This is a genomic window from Streptomyces sp. NPDC055815 (genome assembly GCF_053616475.1).
Map to the genome: position 1 here is coordinate 46,382 of NZ_JBSHDU010000016.1, position 20,737 is coordinate 67,118.

The window sequence follows — 20,737 nt, forward strand, 5'->3', positions numbered from 1 at the left end:
CTGCGGGGGTTCCGGTGCTGGTACCGTCCCCGCAGGTCAGGCCAATTCGGCCGCGTACCCGAGAGGTTGGAACAGCATGCCGGACCCCGCCGCGCGCGATGCCGCCGAAGAGGCGTCGGCCTTCTCGCACCCGGCCGTCGCCCCGGACGCCACCGCCGCGTACGGCGACCACCCGGACCAGGTGGTCGACTTCTACGCCCCGCGTGACGGGCGCACCCGGGCCCCGCTCGTCGTCGCCCTGCACGGCGGCGCCTGGCGGGCACCGTACGACCGGCAGCACCTGACCCCTTTCGTGGACTTCCTGGCCCGCCGGGGCTTCGCCGTGGCGAGCGTCGAGTACCGGCGCGGCCCCGGCCTGCCCCACCAGGGCGGTACGGCTCCGGTGGCGGGGCGCTGGCCGGAGACCTTCGACGACGTGGCCGCCGCCCTGGACGCCGTACCGGAGCTGGCCGCGACGCACCTTCCGCAGGCCGATCCGCGGCGGACGGTCCTCACCGGCCACTCGGCGGGCGGCCACCTCGCGCTGTGGGCCGCCGCCCGGCACGTGCTGCCCGCGGACGCGCCCTGGCGCCTGCCGGCCCCGCCGGAACTGCGCGGGGTCGTCGCCCTCGCCCCGATCGCCCACTTCGACCGGTCGGTGGAGCTGGGCGTGTGCGGCGGCGCGGTCACGGAACTCCTGGGCGGCGAGGCGGAGTACGCGGCGCGCGCGGCGGCCACGGACCCGTCGGTCCTCCTGCCGACCGGCATCGCGACGACCCTGGTCCAGGGCCGCGAGGACATCGTCGTCCCGTACGCGGTGGCCGAGGCGTACGCGGAGGCGGCGGCGAAGGCGGGCGAGGAGGTCGGCCTGACGCTCCTGGAGGGGATCGGCCACTTCCCGCTGATCGACCCGGCGGCGGACGCGTGCGCGGTGGTGGCGGAGGAGATCGCCCAGCTCGCCTGGTGAACCGGAATTCCGTCTGTCACCCGTACAACCCTTCGAAGGAATCACGAGTCTCATCGGGCACGGCACTCCCGTGTCCGATCTTCTTCGTGGGGGTTCACCTTGCAGTTCCGCACCACCGGCATCCGCCTCGCCTCGGCCGTCACGGCCGTCCTCGCCGTCACGGCGCTGGGCGCGGGCACCCTGGCCACCGCCCCGACCGCCTTCGCGGCGACGCCGGCGGCCGTCTCGGCCACCCAGGACTCCGCCCTTCCCGTCTTCCCGAAGGGCTCCGACCTCGGCGGCACCGCCACCTCCGGCTTCCTCAGCTACTCCTTCGCCCAGGACGGCACCAGGAACCTCCTGTGGACGCCGTACGACGGCAGCGCCGCGATCCCGCTCCAGGACCCCACGGGCTGGGCCCTGGGGGCCGGTGACGTGCTGGTCCTCGGCGACGACAACTGGACCGCCGAGTTCAAGGCCATCACCCTGCGGAACATGGCCGACCCCGCCGCGCCCGCGGTGTCCATCGACCTCGGTGCGCTGAACGGCAACTACGTGGCCGTGCTGAGCCCGACCAGCGTCCTCGCGCAGATCAAGAACGCCGACGGTACGGCGGAACTGCACGTCGTGACCAAGGACGGCGCCGCGACCACCACCCGCAAGATCGAGGGGCTGCCCGCGGACGCCACCGACTTCTTCGGCTCGCTGGCCCAGGGCGGCCAGGTCTTCGTCGGGTACGAGACGGGTCCGGCGGACAAGCGGGTCGGCGGCCGCGCCATGGTCGACGTGGCGGGCGGGACGGTCACCGCGACGTACGCCGCGCCCGAGTCCGGGTACGGCTTCGGCGGTCTGGACTTCTCCGCCTCGCACGTGGCCTGGTTCGGCTACGAGTCCGGCACCGGCGACTACATCACGTCCGTCGACCGCAAGACGGGTCTGCAGAAGAAGACCGTCCTGGGCGCTCACGACGAGGAGTGGTACAGCACGCTCGTCGGCGAGTGGCTGGTCTACGGCAATGCCTATCACCCCGCCAAGGCCCGCAACCTGACCACCGACCAGACCGTCGACCTCGGCGTCTCGGCCTCGCGCGCGGTGTCCGCGAGCGACGGCACCTCGGTGCTGCTCGGCACCCGCGCCGCGGACGGCGAAGGACTGTTCCGCCTCGTGGCCGGCGCGGAAGGCGCCCCGACCGTCACCAAGGTCGCGGAGGTCGGCGACCCGGTGACCGAGCTGCCGCTGCGGTTCGAGCAGACCCACATCCCCGATGCGGTGAACCTCGACCAGACCGGCGGCAAGGTGACCCTCGGCTGGACGCTGTCGCGTGCCGACGCCGTCGTGGACGTCACCCTCACGCACACCGCCACCGGCAAGGAGTTCACGAAGCGCGTGACCGCTCCCGCGAGCGGCACGCTGTTCTCCTTCGACTGGGACGGTGTCATCGGCGGGGTGGACGCGCCGAACGGCACCTACGCCGTGGAGGCCGAGGCGTCGCTGCTCGACGGCACCGGTGTGCCCGAGTACGACGGCTGGCTTCTGAACGTCACCCGGAACGCCAACTCGCACGACTACACCAACAACGGCTCCACCGACGTCCTCGCCCGGGACGCCTCGGGTGTGCTGTGGCGTGACGACCTGCGGGACCGGCCGGTGAACGGCCAGGTGTCCTCGGCGCAGCGGACGAAGGTCGGCACCGGCTGGGGCATCTACAAGCAGATCGAGTCCGTCGGCAACGTCGGCGGTGCCGCCACCGGCGACCTGATCGCGCTGGACGGCTCGGGCGTGCTGTGGCTCTACCTGGGCAAGGGCGACGGCACGTTCGCCACCCGGGTGAAGGTCGGCACGGGCTGGCAGGTCTACAACAAGCTGGCCGGGGGCTCGGACCTCGACGGCGACGGCCGCGCGGACCTGGTGGCCACGGACGGCGCCGGTGACCTGTGGTTCTACAAGGGCACGGGCGACTACACGAAGCCGTTCGGGGCCCGGGTCAAGGTCGGTGGCGGCTGGCAGGCCTACAACCACCTCGCCGCCGTCGGCAACATCGCCGGCACGGCCACGGGTGACCTGGTCGCCCGCGACACCACCGGTGTCCTGTGGCTGTACCAGGGCAACGGCCGCGGCGGCTTCGCCCCCCGCGTGAAGGTCGGTGCGGGCTGGGGCGCGTTCTCCCAGCTCGTCGGTGCCGGCGACCTCGACAACGACGGTCGCCCGGACCTGATCGCGTACGGCACGACCGCGACGTACGTGTACCGCTCGACGGGCTCCGTCACGGCCCCGTTCAGCCGTCAGTCGACGTCGCTGTACGCCGGCGAGGGTTCGAAGTTCAACAGCGTCCTGTAAGGACCCTAGTCCTCAAGGGGGACCCGGAAGGATCCGCATCCAGCGGGACGACCGGGTCCCCCGCCGCCCGTACGGTGGTTCGCGTGACCGAGACGCAGACCACCGACACGAGCCGCAGCCCCGAGCTCCGCCTGGCGCAGGACGCGCTCGGTGGGCTGCGCGCCGACCTCTTCCACGACGCCTTCGCCTACCGCCCGCTGTCGCGCTTCGCCCCCGAAAGCCCCGCCTTCCGCTTCCTGCCGAGACGGATACGGCCGCACGTGGGCCTGCTGCCGCACGCGATGGTGGGCTTCCTCGCGGTGATCGTCTTCTTCCTGGGCGCTGACTTCGTCAGCGGCGAGGCCCGCCCGATCGCCCTCGTCTACTGCCTGGTGCCGGCCGGCGCGGTGCTGCTCACCCTGGCCCGGCCGGTGCTCGCCTTCTGGGTCTCGCTGGGCTCCACCCCGTTCGTCGCCTACATCGGGGGGTACGACGGCTGGCCCTGGTCGCCGAACTCCTTCGCCGCGCACTGGGCTGTCCTGCTGATCGTCGCCATGCGGACCCGGCCCCGCACCGCCCTGTGGATGTGGCTGGTCACCGCGGCGTACGCGACCTTCACCGGCTTCTTCCTGGGCGTGGGCGGCTACTACGGCTTCAACGGTGCCGAGCTGCTGTTCTTCTCGGCCATGGCCATGCTCGGCGTGGCCATCCACCAGGTCCGCACCCAGGCGCGCCGGGACGTCACCGCCCAGCAGACCGTCACCGCCGTCGAGCGGTCCAAGCGGACTCTCCTCGAAGAGCGGACGACCATCGCCCGCGAGCTGCACGACGTCGTCGCCCACCACATGTCGGTGGTCGCCATCCAGGCGGAGGCCGCGCCCTACCGGGTGGAGAACCCGCCGCCCGAGCTGGAGCAGGCCTTCCTCACCATCCGGGAGAACGCCGTCGCCGCGCTGACCGAGCTGCGCCGCATCCTCGGGGTCGTCCGGGCCGAGGACTACGAGGCCCCCGACGCCCCGCAGCCGACCCTCGCCGACCTCGACGCGCTCGTCGCCAACGTCCGAGAGGCCGGGCTCGACGTCGAGAAGACGGTGAGCGGCGCCGTGCGCGAGCTGCCGCAGGGCGTCGAGCTCTCCGCGTACCGGATCGTCCAGGAGGCCCTGTCGAACGTCCTGCGGCACGCCCCGGGCGCGGCCGCGAAGGTCGAGGTCAGCTATGTCCTCGGCGGCCTCGGCCTCCGCGTCGCCAACGGCCCCGCGCGTGGTCTCGTGAAGCCCTCCCCGGGAGCGGGGCACGGCATCACCGGTATGCGGGAGCGTGTGACGATGCTGGGCGGGGAGATGACGGCGGAGGCGACCGAGGACGGTGGCTACGAGGTGACCGCCTTCGTCCCCGTGAGCCGTGAGGAGCTGCAGGCGTGATCCGGGTACTGATCGTCGACGACCAGATGATGGTCCGTGAGGGCTTCTCGGTGCTGCTCGGCGCGATGCCGGACATCGAGGTCGTCGGCGAGGCGGTCAACGGCCGGGAGGCGATCGCCCAGGTCGCCGCCCTCCGCCCCGACGTGGTCCTGATGGACATCCGGATGCCCGAGCTGAACGGCATCGAGGCCACCCGGGAGATCGTCGCCGCCGACGCGGACGCGAAGGTGCTGGTCCTGACGACCTTCGACCTCGACGAGTACGTGTACCAGGCCCTGCGCGCCGGGGCCTCGGGCTTCCTCCTGAAGGACGCCTCGGCGCGGCAGCTCGCGGACGGGGTGCGGGTGGTCGCGGCGGGCGAGGCGCTGCTCGCGCCGACGGTCACGAAGCGGCTGATCACCGAGTTCGCGAAGGCCCCGGGGAGCTCTCCGCGCCCGCCGGCGCTGGCCCGGATCGGGGAGCTGACCGAGCGGGAGACGGAGGTCCTGGTCCTCATCGCGCAGGGCCTGTCGAACGCGGAGATCGCCGACCACCTCGTCGTCGCCGAGTCGACGATCAAGACCCACGTCAGCCGGATCCTGGTGAAGCTGGGCCTCCGCGACCGCACCCAGGCGGCGGTCTTCGCGTACGAGGCGGGCCTGGTCCGCGTCGGCGGCTGAGCCGGTCCGTGACGTCGCCCTCGCGCTCCGGCGGCCGGCAGTGGTCCGTGACGGCGCCGGTGCCGCATCCGCTGAGCCGGTCCGTGGCGGGTCGGCAGGGGTAGCGTCCGGTCATGGACGCTGTTGACGCTGTGTACGACCCCTGGTCGGCCGAGTTCGTCGCCGACCCCTATCCCGCCTACGCCCGGCTCCGCGCCGCCGGCCGCGCCCACTGGCACGCCCCCACCCGCCAGTGGCTCATCCCGCACTACGAGGACGTGTCCGCGCTCCTCCGCGACCGGCGGCTCGGCCGGACGTACACCCATCGCTTCACGCACGAGGAGTTCGGGCGGACGGCGCCGGACGCCGCGTACGAGCCGTTCCACACGCTCAACGACCACGGGCTGCTCGATCTGGAGGCCGCCGACCACACCCGGATCCGGCGGCTGGTCTCCAAGGCGTTCACGCCGAGGACCGTGGAGAACCTGGCCCCGACGGTACGGCGCCTCGCCGCCGGGCTGGTCGGTGATCTGGTCGCGGCGGGCGGCGGCGACCTGCTGTCCGCCGTCGCCGAGCCGCTGCCGGTCGCGGTGATCGCCGAGATGCTCGGCATCCCGGCCGAGGACGAGGAGCGGGCGCGGCTGCGGCCCTGGTCGGCGGCGATCTGCGGGATGTTCGAACTGAACCCCTCGGAGGAGACGGCCCGGCGGGCGGTCCAGGCCTCCGTCGAATTCTCGGACTACCTGCGGGAACTGATCGCGCGTCGGCGGAAGACCCCGGGGGAGGACCTGATCTCGTCCCTGATCGCGGTGGAGGAGCTGACGGAACAGGAGATGATCTCCACCTGTGTCCTGCTCCTCAACGCCGGCCACGAGGCCACCGTGAACACCACGGTCAACGGCTGGTGGACGCTGCTCAAGGAGGGTGTGCGTCCGGATCCCGAAAAGTTGTCCACAGCTGTGGAAGAACTTCTGCGCTACGACACCCCGCTCCAGATGTTCGAGCGCTGGGTCCTCGACGACATCGAGCTCGGCGGCGTCACCCTCCCGCGCGGCTCGGAGGTCGCCCTCCTCTTCGGCTCCGCCAACCGCGACCCCGCCCGCTTCGGCCCCACCGCCGACGTCCTCGACCTCGAACGGGCCGACAACCCGCACATCACCTTCGGTGCCGGCATCCACTACTGCCTGGGCGCCCCGCTGGCCCGCCTGGAACTGACCGCCGTCTTCGGCGAGTTGCTGCGCCAGGCGCCGGGCCTGAAGCTCTCGGCGGAGCCGGTGTGGAAGCCCGGTTACGTCATCCGGGGCTTCGAGGAGCTGCTCGTGGAGGTCTGACCCGGCCCTGCGGCTCAGCATGTCTCCGCCAGGACCTGGCGGAGACGGGCCGCGTACGCCTCCGGGTGGCTGGTGTTGCCGTTGTGGCCGCCGGGGAACTCGACGAGTTCCCGGCCGACGAGCCCGGCCAGGGAGGTCGCGCACTGGTGGTCGAAGACGGTGCGCGGGGTGGTGCGTCCGGCGGCGGGCACGATGCGGGTGCCGGTGCCCGCCAGTGCGCCGGTGTCGAGCGTGTCGTGGACGATCGCGCCGAAGTCGTGGCGGATGAAGTGGTCGAAGTTCGCGATCCGCCGGGCGTCCATCGGCTGGGGCGTCAGGCCCGGCTCGGCGTCGGCGCCGGTGGTGTCGATGCCCAGGGTCCGGGCGATCTCCGGCAGCACGGCGCCGAGACCTCCCTGGTCGTACAAGCCCTGGAGGGCGGTGAGCTCCTGCTCGTGGTGGGCGCGCTCCTCGTCCGGCAGCAGGCGCGGCGCGACGGGCTCGTGCGCGACGAGCGTGCGGATGAGGCCGGGGTGGCGCACGGCCGCGTGCAGCCCGATGACCGCTCCCAGGCTGCAGCCGAGCATCAGGGCGGGTCCGTCGGCGAGGGCGGCGAGGAGGCGCTGGACGTCGTCGGCGTGCTCCGTCAGCGTCGCCCCCCGCTCCGGGGCGTCGAGCCGGCTGCGGGAGAGGCCGCGGCGGTCGTAGGTGATCACGCGGTAGGAGTCGGCGAGCCGGGCGACGAGGTCGGTGCTGCGGTCGGCGTCGCCCTCCCCGCTCTGCGAGATCAGCAGCGTCGGGCCGGTGCCGCGGACCTGGTAGTGCAGGACCGCGCCGGGAACGTCCAGCGTGCCGACGGTGGTGGTCGCGGCGGTGGTCGTGGTCATGGTGCTCCCCCTTCGTGTGCGGCGGGCTTCGCGCCCCCCGTCCTCCTCAACAACGTTATTCCATCCAACTCGATACATCAATACCGATGCATCGAATCAGATGCATCCGCTGGGATGAATCCAGTTCGATGTATGTTGACGAGGTGAATGGAGCCGAACTGTTCCTGCTGGGCCGCCTCCTGATGAAGATCGGCGAGGACGCGCTGCCCGAGCCTCCCGGTGGCGAGGGCCGGTACGCTGGCAGCGCCCGGCTGGTCCTCATCGTCGCCGGTGACATCGCCGCCCATCCCGACAGCGCCGTGGGCGAGATCGCCGCCCGGACCGGTCTGCCGCAGAGCCAGGTGTCCACCGCCGTCGCCCGGCTGAAGGAGGCCGGTTCGGTGCAGGCCGTGCCGGACCCCGCCGACCGGCGCCGGGTGCTCGTGCGCCCGGCCGCGGAGGCGTCCGAGCGCGTGGCCGAGGTGCGGGCCACCCGGATCGAGGGCGCGCTCGCCGCGGCGCTGGGGTCCGACGACCCGCAGCGCCTGGGTGAGGTCACCCAGGCGCTGGAGGTACTGGCCCGCACACTCATGCCGGCCTCCCCGGCCCGCTCCTGACGGATCGGCCGCGGCGACCCGGCCCCAGGGAGCCTCAGCCCGCCGCCACATCCCGCCGCCGCAGCCCCGCGAGCCCCGCCGCCGTCAGGGCCGCCGCCAGGGCCGTCAGGACCAGGACCGGGCCCCAGGCCGGCTCCGTGCCCGGCAGCTTGGGCAGGTGGCCGAAGGGGGAGAGGTCCAGGACGCCCTGCGGCAGCCCGAGCGCCGGTCCGATCCAGCCGAGGGCCAGGCAGAGCCCGGCCACGCCCCACCCCGCGGCCGCCGCCTTCGGCGTCACGCCCCAGAGCAGGACCGCGAGCCCGGCGAGCGTCCACACGGCCGGGAGCTGGACGAGCGCGGCGCCCAGGATGGGCCCGAGGTCGTGCCCGTACGAGAGGGCGAGGCCGAGTCCGGCGAGGGCCAGGATCAGGACGGAGCCGCCGAAGGCGATGACCAGGTGCCCGGCGGCCCAGCGGACCCGGCCGAGGGCGTTCGCGAGGAGCGGTTCGGCCCGCCCCGAGGTCTCCTCGCCGTGCGGCCGCAGCACGGACCCGACCGCGTACAGCGCGGCGAGCATCCCGAAGAGGGAGACCATGGTGGCGAGGAACGCGTCGGTCAGCGCGTTCTGGCCGCCCATCCGCTCGAAGATCTCCCGGGCCCGTTCGTTGTCGCCGACGATGTCGGCCGCGCCCTCGACCATCCCGCCGAAGACGAGCCCGCCGAGCAGGAAGCCGAGCGACCAGCCGAGGAGCGTGCCGCGCTGGAGCCGCCAGGCGAGCGCCCCGGCGGACGCGAGCCGCCCCTCCGCCGGGCCGGGCCGGGTCGCGAGGAAGCTCGCGCCGACGTCCCGGCGGGCGGTCAGTACGTACGCCGCCGCCGTCTGGACCAGGACGGCCGCGGCGATCAGGAGCAGCACCCACCAGCGCTCGCCGGCGAAGGCGCGGACGTGTTCGGCCCAGCCGATCGGCGAGAGCCAGGTGAGGACGGAGTTTCCGTCGGCGCTTCCGGAGTCCCCCGCCGCCCGCAGGGCGAACGCCAGCCCCAGGACGCCGGCCGACAGGCCCTTCGCGAGCCGGGCGCTCTCGGTGAGCTGGGCGGCGAGCGCGGCCGTGGTCGCGAAGACCATGCCGGTGCCGCCGATCGCCAGGCCGAGCGCGAGCGCCCCGGCCGCGCCCTGTCCGGCGAGGCCGGCGGTGACGACGAGGGCGACGGCCGTGTTGAGGGTGAGCGCGGCGAGGAGGGCCGCCGTCAGCGGGGCCCTGCGGCCCACCGCCCCGGCGGACAGCATCTCCTGACGGCCCGTCTCCTCTTCCTCGCGGGTGTGCCGGACGACCACGATCAGGCTCGCGACGGCGGCGAGGACCGCGCCGAAGGTGCCGAAGCGCCAGGCGACGAGCCCGCCGAGGGAGTCGCCGAAGACCGGCCCGTACATCGCGCGCATCGAGCTGTTGGCGGTCATCGAGGCCGCGAGCTCGGCGCGTGCGGCGGCCGTCCCGTACAGCCCCTCCAGGGAGCCGGCGCCGCTCGCGACCATGCCGCCGGTGACGACCGCCCAGACGGGCAGCATCAGCCGGTCGCGGTGCAGGGCGAGCCGGGTGAGCGGTCCGGTGCCGGCGAGGCTCATGACGTCGCCTCGTCGGTGTAGTGGCGGAGGAAGAGCTCCTCCAGGGTGGGCGGGGTGGAGGTCAGGCTCCGTACGCCCGAGGCGGTCAGGGAGCGGAGGACGGCGTCGAGCTTGTCGGTGTCGACCTGGAAGGACACGCGGTCGCCCCGCAGGTCGAAGCCGTGGACGCCGGGGAGGTGGGCGAGGCCGTTGGGCGGTCCGGCGAGTTCGGCGGTGACGCTGGTACGGGTCAGGTGGCGCAGCTCAGCGAGCGAACCCGACTCGACGGTCCGGCCCTTGCGGACGATGCTGACGCGGTCGCAGAGCGCCTCGACCTCGCTGAGGATGTGCGAGGAGAGCAGCACCGTCCGCCCCTGCCGGCGGGCCTCCTCCACGCAGTCCTGGAACACCTCCTCCATCAGGGGGTCGAGGCCGCTGGTCGGTTCGTCGAGGACGAGCAGGTCGACGTCGGCGGCGAAGGCGGCGACCAGGGCGACCTTCTGCCGGTTGCCCTTGGAGTAGGTGCGGCCCTTCTTGGTGGGGTCGAGCTCGAAGCGCTCGATGAGCTCGGCACGCCGGGCCTTGTCGAGGCCTCCGCCGCCGCGCAGCCGCCCGTACAGGTCGATGACCTCGCCCCCGGACAGGTTGCGCCAGAGGGTGACGTCACCGGGGACGTACGCGATGCGGCGGTGCAGTTCGACGGCGTCGGCCCAGGGGTCGCGGCCGAGGAGCTGCGCGGCGCCGGAGTCGGCGCGGAGGAGGCCCAGGAGGACCCGGATGGTGGTGGACTTCCCGGCGCCGTTGGGACCGAGGAAGCCGTGGACCTCGCCGGTCTCGACCGTGAGGTCGAGGCCGTCGAGCGCGTGGGTGCGCCCGAAGGACTTGTGGAGTCCGACGACGCTGATTGCCTTCGTCATGCTTCTGAACGTACGGTAGTTTCACAAATTTGTGAAGTTAAGGAAGCGTAGAAACCCTTCGATAGAGTCAGGGGATGGGTGAGAGCGAGATGACGAAGACCGAAGGCGGCGACCAGGAAGCGGTGTCCCGCTTCGTCGAGCGCTTCGCGGGGGAGATGACCGCGGCGGGCATGCAGCGCATGGCGAGCCGCGTCTTCGCGGCGCTGCTCGCCTCGGAGAGCGCGTCCCTGACCTCGGCCGAACTCGCCGAACGCCTGAAGATCAGCCCCGCGGCCGTCTCCGGCGCGGTCGGCTACCTCACCCGGGTCGGCATGGTCAGCCGCGAGCGCGACCCCGGCACGCGCCGCGACCGGTACGTCCTCCACAACGAGCTCTGGTACGAGACCTTCACCCGCCGCGACCAGGTGCTGGTGCGGTGGGAGAAGGTCCTCCAGGAGGGCGCGGAGACCCTGGGCCCCGACACCGCGGCCGGCCGCCGCACGGCCGAGACGGCGGAGTTCTTCGCCTTCCTGCACGGCGAGATGGCCGGGATCATGGACCGCTGGCGCGCCCGCAGGCAGACGCGGGCGGCCGAGGGCCCTCAGGAGGCCTGAGCCTCCAGGGGCGGGGCGAGCCGGTCGAGGAGCACGGCGAACTCCTGCCGGTCCGGCTCGTGGTACGTCCCCGCCGGCCACAGCGGGCGCCCTTCGATCCACGGCACCACGTACGCCCGGCCGTCCACGGTGAAGTCCAGCCAGCCGTGCAGCGCGACCTTGCCCGCGGGCGCGGACGGCAGACCGCGGCGAAGATCCTTCTGCGGACCCGGCGGGATCAGCGGGATCACCGCCTCGGGCCCGGCGCTCCAGCCGCCGTACATCGGGAAGAGCACCAGGACGGGCCCGCCGCCCTGCGGGTCGTACAGCAGGACGTACCGGCGCAGGATGTGGACGGGGGCGGTCGCGGCCCGGGCCAGCAGCCGCACGGACGGCCTGCCGAAGGTCAGCAGCCGGTGGACGGAGTACACGAGCGCGACTACGACCAGCGCGCCGACGGCGTACAGCTTCGGGAGGTCCTCCTCCGGCGGCCCGGTCAGCGCGACGGCGCCCACGGCCGTGCAGAAGGTGAGCGCGATCAGCACCCGGTGCAGTCCGGCGGCCCGCCGCAGGCCCCGCACCCGCCACCACGCCACCTCGCGCACGTCCGCCTCCCGACGCGGCGCCCGGGAGGCCTTGGGCCCGGCCTGCCGGCGGGCGTGCTCGACGAGCTCGGCGTAGGTGGGCCCGGCCGGCGGCACGGGGGGCGCCTTGTCGAGCCGTACGGGAGGACCGTCGACGCGGCTGTCCTCGTCGGGGCCGTCGACACGGCTGTCCTCGTCGCGGCCGTCAACCGTGACAGGACCGGGCCGGGTGACGGTCTCCAGCCCCAGCACCCGATCCAGCGCCGCCCCCTGCCACTCCGGCTGTCGTGGTGACGCCCGGTGCATCAGGCCCTCCGCCTCCGCGCGGGCGACGACCCGGCGCCGCACGTGCGCGTGGCGCACCCGCTTCGCCCAGATCAGCTCGCCGCCGCCGGGCGGGGCCAGGACCCCGCCCGCGCGCGGGTCGCCGCACCACCACAGCACGCCGTCCGGTCCCGGCCGCACCAGTTCGTAGCGCTGCCGGGTCGCGATCACGGTCAGCGGCCACGCCTCGGAGCGGTCCGGGGAGCGCAGCACGACGGTCGTCGCGGTCCGGCCGTCGCCGATCGCCACGGCGGGGTGCGCCGACCAGGTGCCCGAGCCGAGGGCCCGCCGCATCCGCCACGCGTTGAACCAGGAGCCGATCCCGGCGCCCAGCGAGGGGATGCCGATCAGGCAGAGCCCGGTCGCGGCCTGGCCGGCCCAGGTCCCCCCGAGCAGCTCCCCGACGGCGAGGGCCAGGACGAGCAGCACCGCCCCCGCGCCGGTCAGCACGGAGGCCTTCCTCCGGTACCGCTCCAGCGCCCGCGCCGTCGTCTCGACGTCCAGCGCGGACGTCACCGCCTGCGTCTCCGCACGCGTCATCGCACGTCCCCCACCCCTGAGTGCTTGTCCCCGCTGGTGAGGTTATGCGGCTTCCACGGGCAGTGTCAGCCCCCAGGCCCCCGCCCGCACCGTCCACGTCCGCCGTCGCACCGGCCCCGTCAGCCGCCCGTCCGCGCGGTAGCGGAAGTCCGGGCCCGAGACCGTGACCGTGCGGGCGGTCGCGTGCCGCACGGGGGCGGCGGCCGGGTGGACGGTCACCTCGGCCGTACCGCCGACGGGCCGGACCGTGAGGCCCTCAAGGGGCGCGTCGACGTCGGCGAGCAGGATCCCGTCCGCCTCGACCCGCAGCCGGGCGACGGGCGCGGGCGCCGGGCGGACCAGGGTGCGGACGAGGGAGCGGCAGGTGCCCCACACGGACGGCGCGGCGGCGACGGGGAGGGGCGCGCCCGGGACCAGGAGGTCGCCGAGGACGACGCCGTCGCTGTCGTCGACGAGCAGGTCGAGGCGGCGTACGGCGCCGTGCAGGGCGACCCGGGCCGCCGCGGGCGTGGAGCGCGGCACGCCGAGGGCGTGGGCCACTTCCAGGGCGTCCGGGGGGCCGATCGGGACGAACGAGAGGGCCCCCTCGGCGAGCTCCCGTTCGCGGTGCAGCAGGGCGACCGTGCGGAGCAGTGTGCGGTCGTCGCCGAGCACGACGGGGCGCCGCGAACCGCGCCGGGCCAGGGCCCGGGAGAATTCTTCGGGGCCGTCCGGCAGGCAGATCTTCGCCTCCGCGCCCGCGGACAGCACATCTTTCGCGATCCGTACGGACTCGCCGTCCATTCGGCGGGCGACCGGGTCGACGATGACCAGCAGCTGGTCGTGATCCGACACCTCGGTCCTTCCTCGGGTAGCATCTTTGTGCAAGAGCCCCTTGCGCTATTGCGCCAGGGGCTTCGTCTATTCCGGGGCACACCGGTGAGGCGGCGTACGCCCCCTGACCTTGGACATGCCCCACCCGGAAGGGGTGTACGCCTGTGCCCGCACTTGTGCTGCTCGGTGCTCAGTGGGGTGACGAGGGCAAGGGAAAGGCCACCGACCTGCTCGGTGGATCCGTGGACTACGTGGTGCGTTACCAGGGCGGCAACAATGCCGGCCACACGGTCGTCGTGGGCGACCAGAAGTACGCGCTGCATCTCCTCCCTTCCGGAATCCTCTCCCCGGGGTGCACCCCGGTGATCGGAAACGGTGTCGTCGTCGACCCGGCGGTCCTGCTCTCCGAGCTGAGCGGACTGAACGAGCGCGGCGTCGACACGTCGAAGCTCCTGATCAGCGGCAACGCCCATCTGATCACCCCGTACAACGTCACCCTCGACAAGGTGACGGAACGGTTCCTCGGCAAGCGCAAGATCGGCACCACGGGCCGTGGCATCGGCCCGACCTACGCCGACAAGATCAACCGCGTCGGCATCCGGGTCCAGGACCTGTACGACGAGTCGATCCTCACCCAGAAGGTCGAGGCGGCGCTGGAGGGCAAGAACCAGCTGCTCGCCAAGCTGTACAACCGCCGGGCGATCGACGCCGCGCAGATCGTCGAGGAGATGCTCCAGTACGCGGAGCAGATCAAGCCGTTCGTCGCGGACACCACCCTGATCCTCAACAACGCGCTGGACGAGGACAAGGTCGTGCTGTTCGAGGGCGGCCAGGGCACCCTGCTCGACGTCGACCACGGCACGTACCCCTTCGTCACCTCCTCGAACCCGACCGCGGGCGGCGCCTGCACGGGTGCGGGCGTGGGCCCGACGAAGATCTCCCGCGTCATCGGCATCCTCAAGGCGTACACGACCCGCGTCGGCGCCGGCCCGTTCCCGACGGAGCTCTTCGACGAGGACGGCGAGGCGCTGCGCCGCATCGGTGGCGAGCGCGGTGTCACCACCGGCCGTGACCGTCGCTGCGGCTGGTTCGACGCGGTCATCGCGCGCTACGCGACCCGGGTCAACGGCCTGACGGACTTCTTCCTCACCAAGCTCGACGTGCTCACCGGCTGGGAGCAGATCCCGGTCTGCGTCGCGTACGAGATCGACGGCAAGCGCGTCGAGGAGCTGCCGTACTCGCAGACCGACTTCCACCACGCGAAGCCGATCTACGAGATGCTGCCGGGCTGGTCGGAGGACATCACGAAGGCGAAGACCTTCGCGGACCTCCCGAAGAACGCGCAGGCGTACGTGAAGGCGCTCGAGGAGATGTCGGGCGCCCCGATCTCCGCGATCGGTGTCGGCCCCGGCCGCACGGAGACGATCGAGATCAACTCCTTCCTGTAGGCATGTAGGCATGTAGGCACGCCGAAAGGGCCCGCACCCGAGGGTGCGGGCCCTTTCGTGTGTCCGGTCAGGCGTCGAACTTCGTGTCCCGCCCGACCTTGTCCCAGGCGTTCAGGTCCGCCCGGACCTGGTCGAGGTGGGCGTGGATCATGTCGATGGAGTCCTCGCCGAGGGCCAGCCGCAGGGGCGGCTCGTCGGCGGCGAGCGCGGTCAGGACCGCCGCCGCGGCCTTCGCGGGGTCGCCGGCCTGGCCGCCGTCGCCGCCTTCGACGAAGGCGCGGGTGGCGCCGACGGTGTCGGCGTAGTCGGCGATGGTGTCCACGCTGAGGCTGCCGTTGCCGAAGAGGGACGTGCGGAAGGCGCCGGGCTCGACGATGAGGACGTGGATGCCGAGCGGCTTCACCTCGGCGGCCAGCGCCTCCGACAGGCCTTCGAGGGCGAACTTCGTCGCGCTGTAGGCGCCGAAGCCGGGCATCGAACCCTGCCCGCCGACGCTGCTGAGCTGCACGATCGCGCCGGAGCGGCGAGCCCGCATATGGGGCAGGACGGCGCGGGTGAGGGCCGCGGGGCCGAAGAGGTGCACGTCGAAGAGCGAGCGCAGTTCTTCGTCGCCGGTCTCCTCGACCGAACCGACGTGGGTGCGGCCCGCGTTGTTGACCAGGACGTCGATGCGGCCGTGCCGCTCGGCGACCTCGGCCACCACACGGTCGACGGCGGCCAGGTCGGTGACGTCCAGGGTGACGGCGTGGACCTGGTCGGGGTGGGCGGCGACCAGGTCGTCCAGGGTGCCCGCGCGGCGCGCGGCGGCGACCACCACGTCCCCGGCGGCGACCGCCGCCTCGGTGAAGGCGCGCCCGAAGCCGCTGTTGGCGCCCGTGATCAGCCAGACCTTGCTCATGTGCGTGTTCCCCTCGTTGGTGTCCCAACAAGCTTGCCGCAAAAGCCCGTTGCATGGACGCGATCCGCCGGGGAGACGGAACGGCGGAGGGGCGACGGACGCCCTAGTCCGTCGCCCCACCCGGCGCATGGCCACAGCCCCGCGAGGCTGGCCGGCCCCCGGCGGGGCCCCCGCCGGGGGGGGGGCGCCCCGCCCGCCTGGGCCCGCCCCCCCTCCGGGCTCATGCCCTCAGCCGCGCTGCGGCGTCGGTCACGGGTCGACGATGATCTTGCAGTCGTACTCGCCGGGCGGCAGGCCCTCGACGTTCAGGATCGCCGGGTTCGAGAAGCCGGCGCTGTGGCCGTCGCAGATGATCTTGGAGTTGGTCTCGCCCGATCCCGCGTCGTCCACCCGCACCAGGAGGTCGGCGAGCGGCGGGTTCGTGAACACGGCCGTGGCGCCGTACGCCGGCTGGTTGGACGTGCAGTTCGTGCCGGGGACGACGGTCTTCACCACGTTCGTCTGGCCGGCGTTGCCGTAGCCGGGCGGAGGCGCGTCCTCGTTGACCGTGTAGTTGCCGGGCGCGAGCCCCGAGATGCAGACCTCGCCGATGGTCGGGTCCTCGTCGGGAGCCGCCATGGTCGTGTCGTCGGTCACGATCGTGTCGTAGCCGTTGGGGCCGGTGACGTGGAACCGCGCGCCGGCGTTCCGGACGAGCGGGTTCCCTTCCTTGGTGCTCTTCTTCAGGATCTTGAGAGCGCCCTTGTTCTTGATGAGACAGAAATTGACGTGGCTGAGGCCGTAGTACTGGCCGTTGGGGTTGTTCGGGTTCACCGGGGAATGGAGATTCCCGTCGGATGTCCGGCCGCCGGGACGGTAGTCATAGAAGTTGGCGACCGGGCCGCCCTTGGCGATCACGCCGATGGCGGCGAAGTCGCCATTGAGCTGGAAGGCGAACACCGGGCCCAGGACGGTGTTCGAGACGTCGATGGTGACGGTTCCCGAGCCGGTGATGCCGGCGGGCACGACGATCTGCTTCGTCCCGTCCGTGACCGGCTCGTACTTGAACTCGAACATCCCGGGGATCGACCCCATGGACTTCGCGCAGCTCGGCTGGTTGTCGTTGACGAAGACCGGCGTCACGTTGCCCGGGCTGGTCGGCGCCTCTGCGACCCGCGGCTTGGTGGCGGCCACACCCACGTCGGCGAGGGGTGCGGCGAGGGCCGTCGTGACGCCCATGGTGACGAAGGTCGCCACGAGCGCCGCGCGTCTCCGTCGGGTCGCGATAAGTGTCATGAAAATACTCCGCCTTTCGATGCCGGGCCCGGCCTTTTGGCCACGGTCTCGACCGGCGAGCAGTATTGCGGGAAAGGGGATGGATATGACGTGCACCACGCTATTCATCTGCGTGTGACCGCGAGATCAGCGGCTGAATCGGCGAATCTGCAAACCCACTTGGAGCAGATGCCCGGCTGCGGAGTGAGGCAATCGGGTGCATGCCCTTTCGGAATTCACCTTGTTTCAGCGTGAACAAAACAGGGGCCGCCGAAAGCGGCGGCGCCCGGCTATTCCCGGACGAACTCCGCCGGTTCGCCGTCCGCGCTCATGCCGTAGACCTGGAGCCGTTCCTTGCCCTGGTGGCGGACGATGCGGAGGTTGCTGGAGCCGTTCTCGGCGCAGTCCGGGTCCCAGGTGTCCGGGTCGCGGGTCTCGGGGCCGATGACGAGCAGGGAGCCCGCGCCGCCGACGACGGCGGTGGTGGCGCAGCGGACGGTGCCGGAGAGCTGGTTCCCCTGGTCGTCCATGCGCGGGTACGCCTGCTCGAAGCGCACGAGCGGTGCGCCGACCGGGCCCTGGGTGATGGTGAGCTCGTAGGACCAGCGGTCGGGGTCGGGCTGGGTCACCGTGTCCGGCGCCTGCTTCCACCGGCCGACGTACGCGGCGGGGACGATGTCCGTACCGGTCCTGACCCGCTGGAAGGTGGCCTTGGCGACGCCGGAGCCCCATTCGACGACGTCGTTCGAGCGCAGGGTGAGGGTCTGGCGGGCGGCCGGGGTGCAGCGCTGGGCGGGCACGCTCTCGGTGATCTCGGCCTCGCCGAGGACGAGTTCGCTGTCGGTGGCGGAGATCAGGGTGGCCCGGCCGATGCAGAGCTGTTCCCCGGTGACGTGGGTGTAGACGGCCGCCTTGGCGCCGGCCGCGCCCTGGGTGATCTCGATCCGGCTGGTCTCGTACGGGGCGTCCGGCTTGCCCTTGAGGACGCCTTCCCAGGCGCCGAGGAAGGCGGCGGGGACGATCCCGGTGGCGGGCCGGACGGGGCTGGTGGTGCCGTTCTTGCCGCCGCCCCCGCCCCCGGTGGTGCTGCCGTTCCTGGGCCAGTACGTGTACGCGGCGCCGGCCGCCGCCGCCAGGACGAGCGCCGTGACGGCCGCGAGCAGCGCGGTACGGCCCCGGCGCCGGGGCGCGGCGGGCGTGCTGGGGGTCGTGGCCGCCGAGGGCGGCGGGGGAGTGTCGGAGACCGGGGAGGCACCGCTCCCCTCCGCCTCCAGGAGCTGCGCCGCGTGCCGGCCGAGGCGGGCCAGGACGTCCGCCGGGAGCCACGGGTCGGCGACCGGGAGCGTCTCGACGATCTCGGTCGCGGAGGGCCGGGTCGCCGGGTCCTTGGCGAGGCAGGCCCGGATGAGTCCGGACAGCTCGGGCGGCAGGTCCGTCAGGTCGGGCTCGTCGTGCGCGATGCGGAACATCGTGGCGTGGACGCCGCTGTCCGCCGTACCGAAGGGAGCGCGGCCGGTCGCCGCGTACGCGAGCACGGACCCCAGGCAGAAGACGTCCGACGCGGGCGAGACCTGGTCGCCGCGGACCTGTTCGGGCGACATGAAGCCGGGGGAGCCGACGACGGCCCCGGTGCTGGTCAGGTTGCCGCCGTCGGAGACGTGGTCGACGGCGCGGGCGATGCCGAAGTCGATGATCCGGGGCCCGTCGACGGTGAGGAGCACGTTCGACGGCTTGAGGTCGCGGTGGACGAGTCCGGCGGCGTGGATGTGGTCGAGGGCGCGGGCCAGCCCGGAGGCGAGGGCCCGGACGGTCGCGGGCGGCAGCGGCCCGAACTCGTCGCCGACCACGGTCCGCAGCGAGGGTCCCGGTACGTAGCCGATGGCGACCCAGGGCGCCTCGGCGGTGGTGTCGGAGCCGAGGACGGGCGCGGTGCCGGTGCCGCCGACCCGTTCGAGGGCGGCGACCTCGCGGGCGAACCGGCGGCGGAACTCGTCCTGGGCGGCCAGTTCCGCGTGCACCACCTTGACCGCGACGGTCCGCCCGCCGGCCGAGCGCGCCAGGAACACCCGGCCCATCCCGCCGACCCCGAGGCGGCCGATCAGACGGAACGGGCCGACGCTGACCGGATCTTCCGCGTTCAATGACTCCACGTCGCCAGAGCATGCCAGACGAGGAGATCGGCGATCAGCCCTCTCCGCACACCGGAAGCCCCTTCGGGGTCGCGCAGGGCAGGTGCCCGTGCGCGCTGATGACGTCCTGGCCGCGCCCCGACCGGAGGTACGTGAGGAAGCTGGCGGTCAGGGAGTCGGTCGGGGGCAGCCCCCAGGTGTAGGCGTACTCGATCTCCCGGTACGGGTAGGGGGACGTGCCGATCTCGTCCACGAGGGGCCGCCGGCCGTCGACGGCCACCCGGTGCAGGCCCTTGCGCCCGTCGGTGGCCCGGAGTTCGGAGTAGCCGAGGGCGCCGGGGAGTCTGGCGACGGTGGCGAGGACCTGTTCGGTGGAGTCGAGTTCGCAGCGGATGACCTTCGACTCGGGGTCGTCGGAGGTCTGGCAGTCCTGGGAGGAGTTGGCGGGCTCGTTGCGTTCGAGGACGCGGCGCTGGAAGACCTGCCGGGTCCCGGAGTTGGCGTCGCGGCTGACGAGGAGGACCGGCCGGTCGACGCCGGGGACGAGCTCGCCCCAGTTGCGGATGTCGCCCCGGTAGACGCGCCGGATCTGGTCGAGGGTGAGGTCGTCGAGGGGCACGCCGTCGTTCACGACGACGGTGAAGAGGGAGACGGCGACCATGTTCTCCCGCAGTTCGGGGTAGCCGCCGGGCTTGCGCCCGTCGGAGAAGGCGATGACGGAGTCCTTGTGCGGTCCGGCCGCGGCCAGCTCCCGGATGCCGGCGGTGGAGCCGTGCACGTCGACGGTGACCGTGGAGCCCTCGCAGTCCTCCTCGTACTGCTCGGCCGCCGCCCGCAGGGCGGGTGCGAAGGCCGTCGAGCCGGTGACGGTGAGGCTGCCGCGGGCGCAGCCGATGGGCGGCGGGTTCTGCTCGCGGACGATGATCACGGCGAGGGCCATGACGCAGGCGGTGAGGACGAGGGTGACGGTCCGGGCGGTGGGGCTGAACCTGGCCGGTTTCTCGTCGGGGGTGGTGCTCCGGTTGCGCCGGATGGAGCCGCCCTGGAGGCTTCCGTCGATCTTGATGTCGCGGTCGGCGACGCCGCCGGAGAGCTGGACGAGCAGCTTGAAGTACTGGCCGCGTTCGAGGGCGACCTTGGGGACGAGGACGGCGTTGTCGTTCCGTCCGAGCTTGGGGGAGCGCTCCAGGTCCTCCCGTACGGCATCCCAGGCGGAGGGGATGGTGGCGACGACGCCCTGGACGGTCCGCTCGCCGAAGGTGATCTTCAGTCCGTGGGGGTCGGCGGCGGCGCCGTAGTCCTCGGAGCTGATGTCGAGCTCGCGGTCGTTCTCGATGCGGAGGAGGACGAGCGTGGATCCGTTGGCGGGCGCGGCCATCCCCACGACCTGGCCCTCCCGCACCGTCATGACCTCGCTGTCCTGGTTCTCCTCCCGGTGGAGCGGGGTGTTGAGCTGCACGCGGTAGCCGAGCCGCTTGCGCTGCGGCGAGAACCGGTCGATCCAGACGACGGCGAGCGTGACGAGGACACCGACGAGGGCCGTTCCCACGGCGATGACGTTCTCTGCGGTTATCCACTCCATG

17 protein-coding genes are annotated in these 20,737 nt (G+C 72.7%); 8 read left to right on the top strand and 9 right to left on the bottom strand.

Annotated elements, in window-relative coordinates; translation table 11 throughout:
- Nucleotides 1-76: 76 nt before the first annotated feature.
- The 5 genes from ACWGN5_RS13390 to ACWGN5_RS13410 all read left to right on the top strand — a co-directional run bounded on the left by ACWGN5_RS13390 (nucleotide 77) and on the right by ACWGN5_RS13410 (nucleotide 6,631).
- Nucleotides 77-946, top strand: a complete 870-nt coding sequence (locus ACWGN5_RS13390; RefSeq protein WP_453514296.1) for an alpha/beta hydrolase — start codon at nucleotides 77-79, stop codon at nucleotides 944-946.
- Between the two features lie 99 nt (nucleotides 947-1,045).
- Nucleotides 1,046-3,262 (top strand): FG-GAP repeat domain-containing protein, encoded by a 2,217-nt coding sequence (locus ACWGN5_RS13395; protein ID WP_453514299.1) that lies wholly within the window; start codon nucleotides 1,046-1,048, stop codon nucleotides 3,260-3,262.
- Between the two features lie 74 nt (nucleotides 3,263-3,336).
- Nucleotides 3,337-4,662: a sensor histidine kinase gene (locus ACWGN5_RS13400; protein WP_453514301.1), complete on the top strand. Its 1,326-nt coding sequence runs from the start codon at nucleotides 3,337-3,339 to the stop codon at nucleotides 4,660-4,662.
- The gene (locus tag ACWGN5_RS13405; protein ID WP_453514303.1) at nucleotides 4,659-5,321 is read left to right on the top strand and encodes a response regulator; all 663 of its coding nucleotides are present in this window, start codon (nucleotides 4,659-4,661) and stop codon (nucleotides 5,319-5,321) included. The genes ACWGN5_RS13400 and ACWGN5_RS13405 overlap by 4 nt, the downstream gene beginning before the upstream one ends.
- 113 nt (nucleotides 5,322-5,434) lie before the next feature.
- Nucleotides 5,435-6,631, top strand: a complete 1,197-nt coding sequence (locus tag ACWGN5_RS13410) for a cytochrome P450 (protein ID WP_453514306.1) — start codon at nucleotides 5,435-5,437, stop codon at nucleotides 6,629-6,631.
- A gap of 14 nt (nucleotides 6,632-6,645) precedes the next feature.
- Here ACWGN5_RS13410 and ACWGN5_RS13415 read toward each other — a convergent pair whose 3' ends face one another.
- Nucleotides 6,646-7,497 (bottom strand): alpha/beta fold hydrolase, encoded by an 852-nt coding sequence (locus ACWGN5_RS13415; RefSeq protein ID WP_453514309.1) that lies wholly within the window; start codon nucleotides 7,495-7,497, stop codon nucleotides 6,646-6,648.
- Nucleotides 7,498-7,640: 143 nt separating this feature from the next.
- Here ACWGN5_RS13415 and ACWGN5_RS13420 point away from each other — a divergent pair, with 143 nt between their 5' ends.
- The gene (locus ACWGN5_RS13420; RefSeq protein ID WP_453514311.1) at nucleotides 7,641-8,093 is read left to right on the top strand and encodes a MarR family winged helix-turn-helix transcriptional regulator; all 453 of its coding nucleotides are present in this window, start codon (nucleotides 7,641-7,643) and stop codon (nucleotides 8,091-8,093) included.
- Between the two features lie 34 nt (nucleotides 8,094-8,127).
- On the opposite strand, the gene ACWGN5_RS13425 is transcribed toward ACWGN5_RS13420, so the two are convergent.
- The gene (locus tag ACWGN5_RS13425) at nucleotides 8,128-9,696 is read right to left on the bottom strand and encodes an ABC transporter permease (RefSeq protein ID WP_453514313.1); all 1,569 of its coding nucleotides are present in this window, start codon (nucleotides 9,694-9,696) and stop codon (nucleotides 8,128-8,130) included.
- Complete coding sequence (locus tag ACWGN5_RS13430; protein ID WP_453514316.1) at nucleotides 9,693-10,592, bottom strand: ABC transporter ATP-binding protein; 900 nt, start codon at nucleotides 10,590-10,592, stop codon at nucleotides 9,693-9,695. Before ACWGN5_RS13430 ends, ACWGN5_RS13425 begins: the two co-directional genes overlap by 4 nt.
- Before the next feature lie 74 nt (nucleotides 10,593-10,666).
- Here ACWGN5_RS13430 and ACWGN5_RS13435 point away from each other — a divergent pair, with 74 nt between their 5' ends.
- Nucleotides 10,667-11,185: a GbsR/MarR family transcriptional regulator gene (locus ACWGN5_RS13435; protein WP_453514317.1), complete on the top strand. Its 519-nt coding sequence runs from the start codon at nucleotides 10,667-10,669 to the stop codon at nucleotides 11,183-11,185.
- On the opposite strand, the gene ACWGN5_RS13440 is transcribed toward ACWGN5_RS13435, so the two are convergent.
- Together ACWGN5_RS13440 and ACWGN5_RS13445 are read right to left on the bottom strand one after the other, a co-directional pair.
- Complete coding sequence (locus tag ACWGN5_RS13440; protein WP_453514318.1) at nucleotides 11,173-12,612, bottom strand: hypothetical protein; 1,440 nt, start codon at nucleotides 12,610-12,612, stop codon at nucleotides 11,173-11,175. The two genes, ACWGN5_RS13435 and ACWGN5_RS13440, sit on opposite strands and share 13 nt — an antisense overlap.
- A 42-nt stretch (nucleotides 12,613-12,654) precedes the next feature.
- Nucleotides 12,655-13,479, bottom strand: a complete 825-nt coding sequence (locus ACWGN5_RS13445) for a diacylglycerol kinase (protein WP_453514320.1) — start codon at nucleotides 13,477-13,479, stop codon at nucleotides 12,655-12,657.
- A gap of 110 nt (nucleotides 13,480-13,589) precedes the next feature.
- On the opposite strand from ACWGN5_RS13445, the gene ACWGN5_RS13450 reads away from it, so the two are divergent.
- Nucleotides 13,590-14,873: an adenylosuccinate synthase gene (locus ACWGN5_RS13450; RefSeq protein WP_362363217.1), complete on the top strand. Its 1,284-nt coding sequence runs from the start codon at nucleotides 13,590-13,592 to the stop codon at nucleotides 14,871-14,873.
- Nucleotides 14,874-14,940: 67 nt separating this feature from the next.
- Here the strand turns inward: ACWGN5_RS13450 and ACWGN5_RS13455 are convergent, their stop codons facing one another.
- The 4 genes from ACWGN5_RS13455 to ACWGN5_RS13470 all read right to left on the bottom strand — a co-directional run bounded on the left by ACWGN5_RS13455 (nucleotide 14,941) and on the right by ACWGN5_RS13470 (nucleotide 20,736).
- Nucleotides 14,941-15,771: an oxidoreductase gene (locus ACWGN5_RS13455; RefSeq protein ID WP_453514322.1), complete on the bottom strand. Its 831-nt coding sequence runs from the start codon at nucleotides 15,769-15,771 to the stop codon at nucleotides 14,941-14,943.
- A gap of 249 nt (nucleotides 15,772-16,020) precedes the next feature.
- Nucleotides 16,021-17,046 (bottom strand): SpaA isopeptide-forming pilin-related protein, encoded by a 1,026-nt coding sequence (locus tag ACWGN5_RS13460; protein ID WP_453514324.1) that lies wholly within the window; start codon nucleotides 17,044-17,046, stop codon nucleotides 16,021-16,023.
- Between the two features lie 269 nt (nucleotides 17,047-17,315).
- A complete protein-coding gene (locus ACWGN5_RS13465; RefSeq protein WP_453514326.1) occupies nucleotides 17,316-19,175 on the bottom strand; it encodes a serine/threonine-protein kinase in 1,860 nt (619 codons plus the stop codon).
- Between the two features lie 34 nt (nucleotides 19,176-19,209).
- On the bottom strand, nucleotides 19,210-20,736 hold the full coding sequence (locus ACWGN5_RS13470; protein ID WP_453514327.1) for a substrate-binding domain-containing protein: 1,527 nt from the start codon (nucleotides 20,734-20,736) through the stop codon (nucleotides 19,210-19,212).
- Between the last annotated feature and the right edge of the window lies 1 nt (nucleotide 20,737).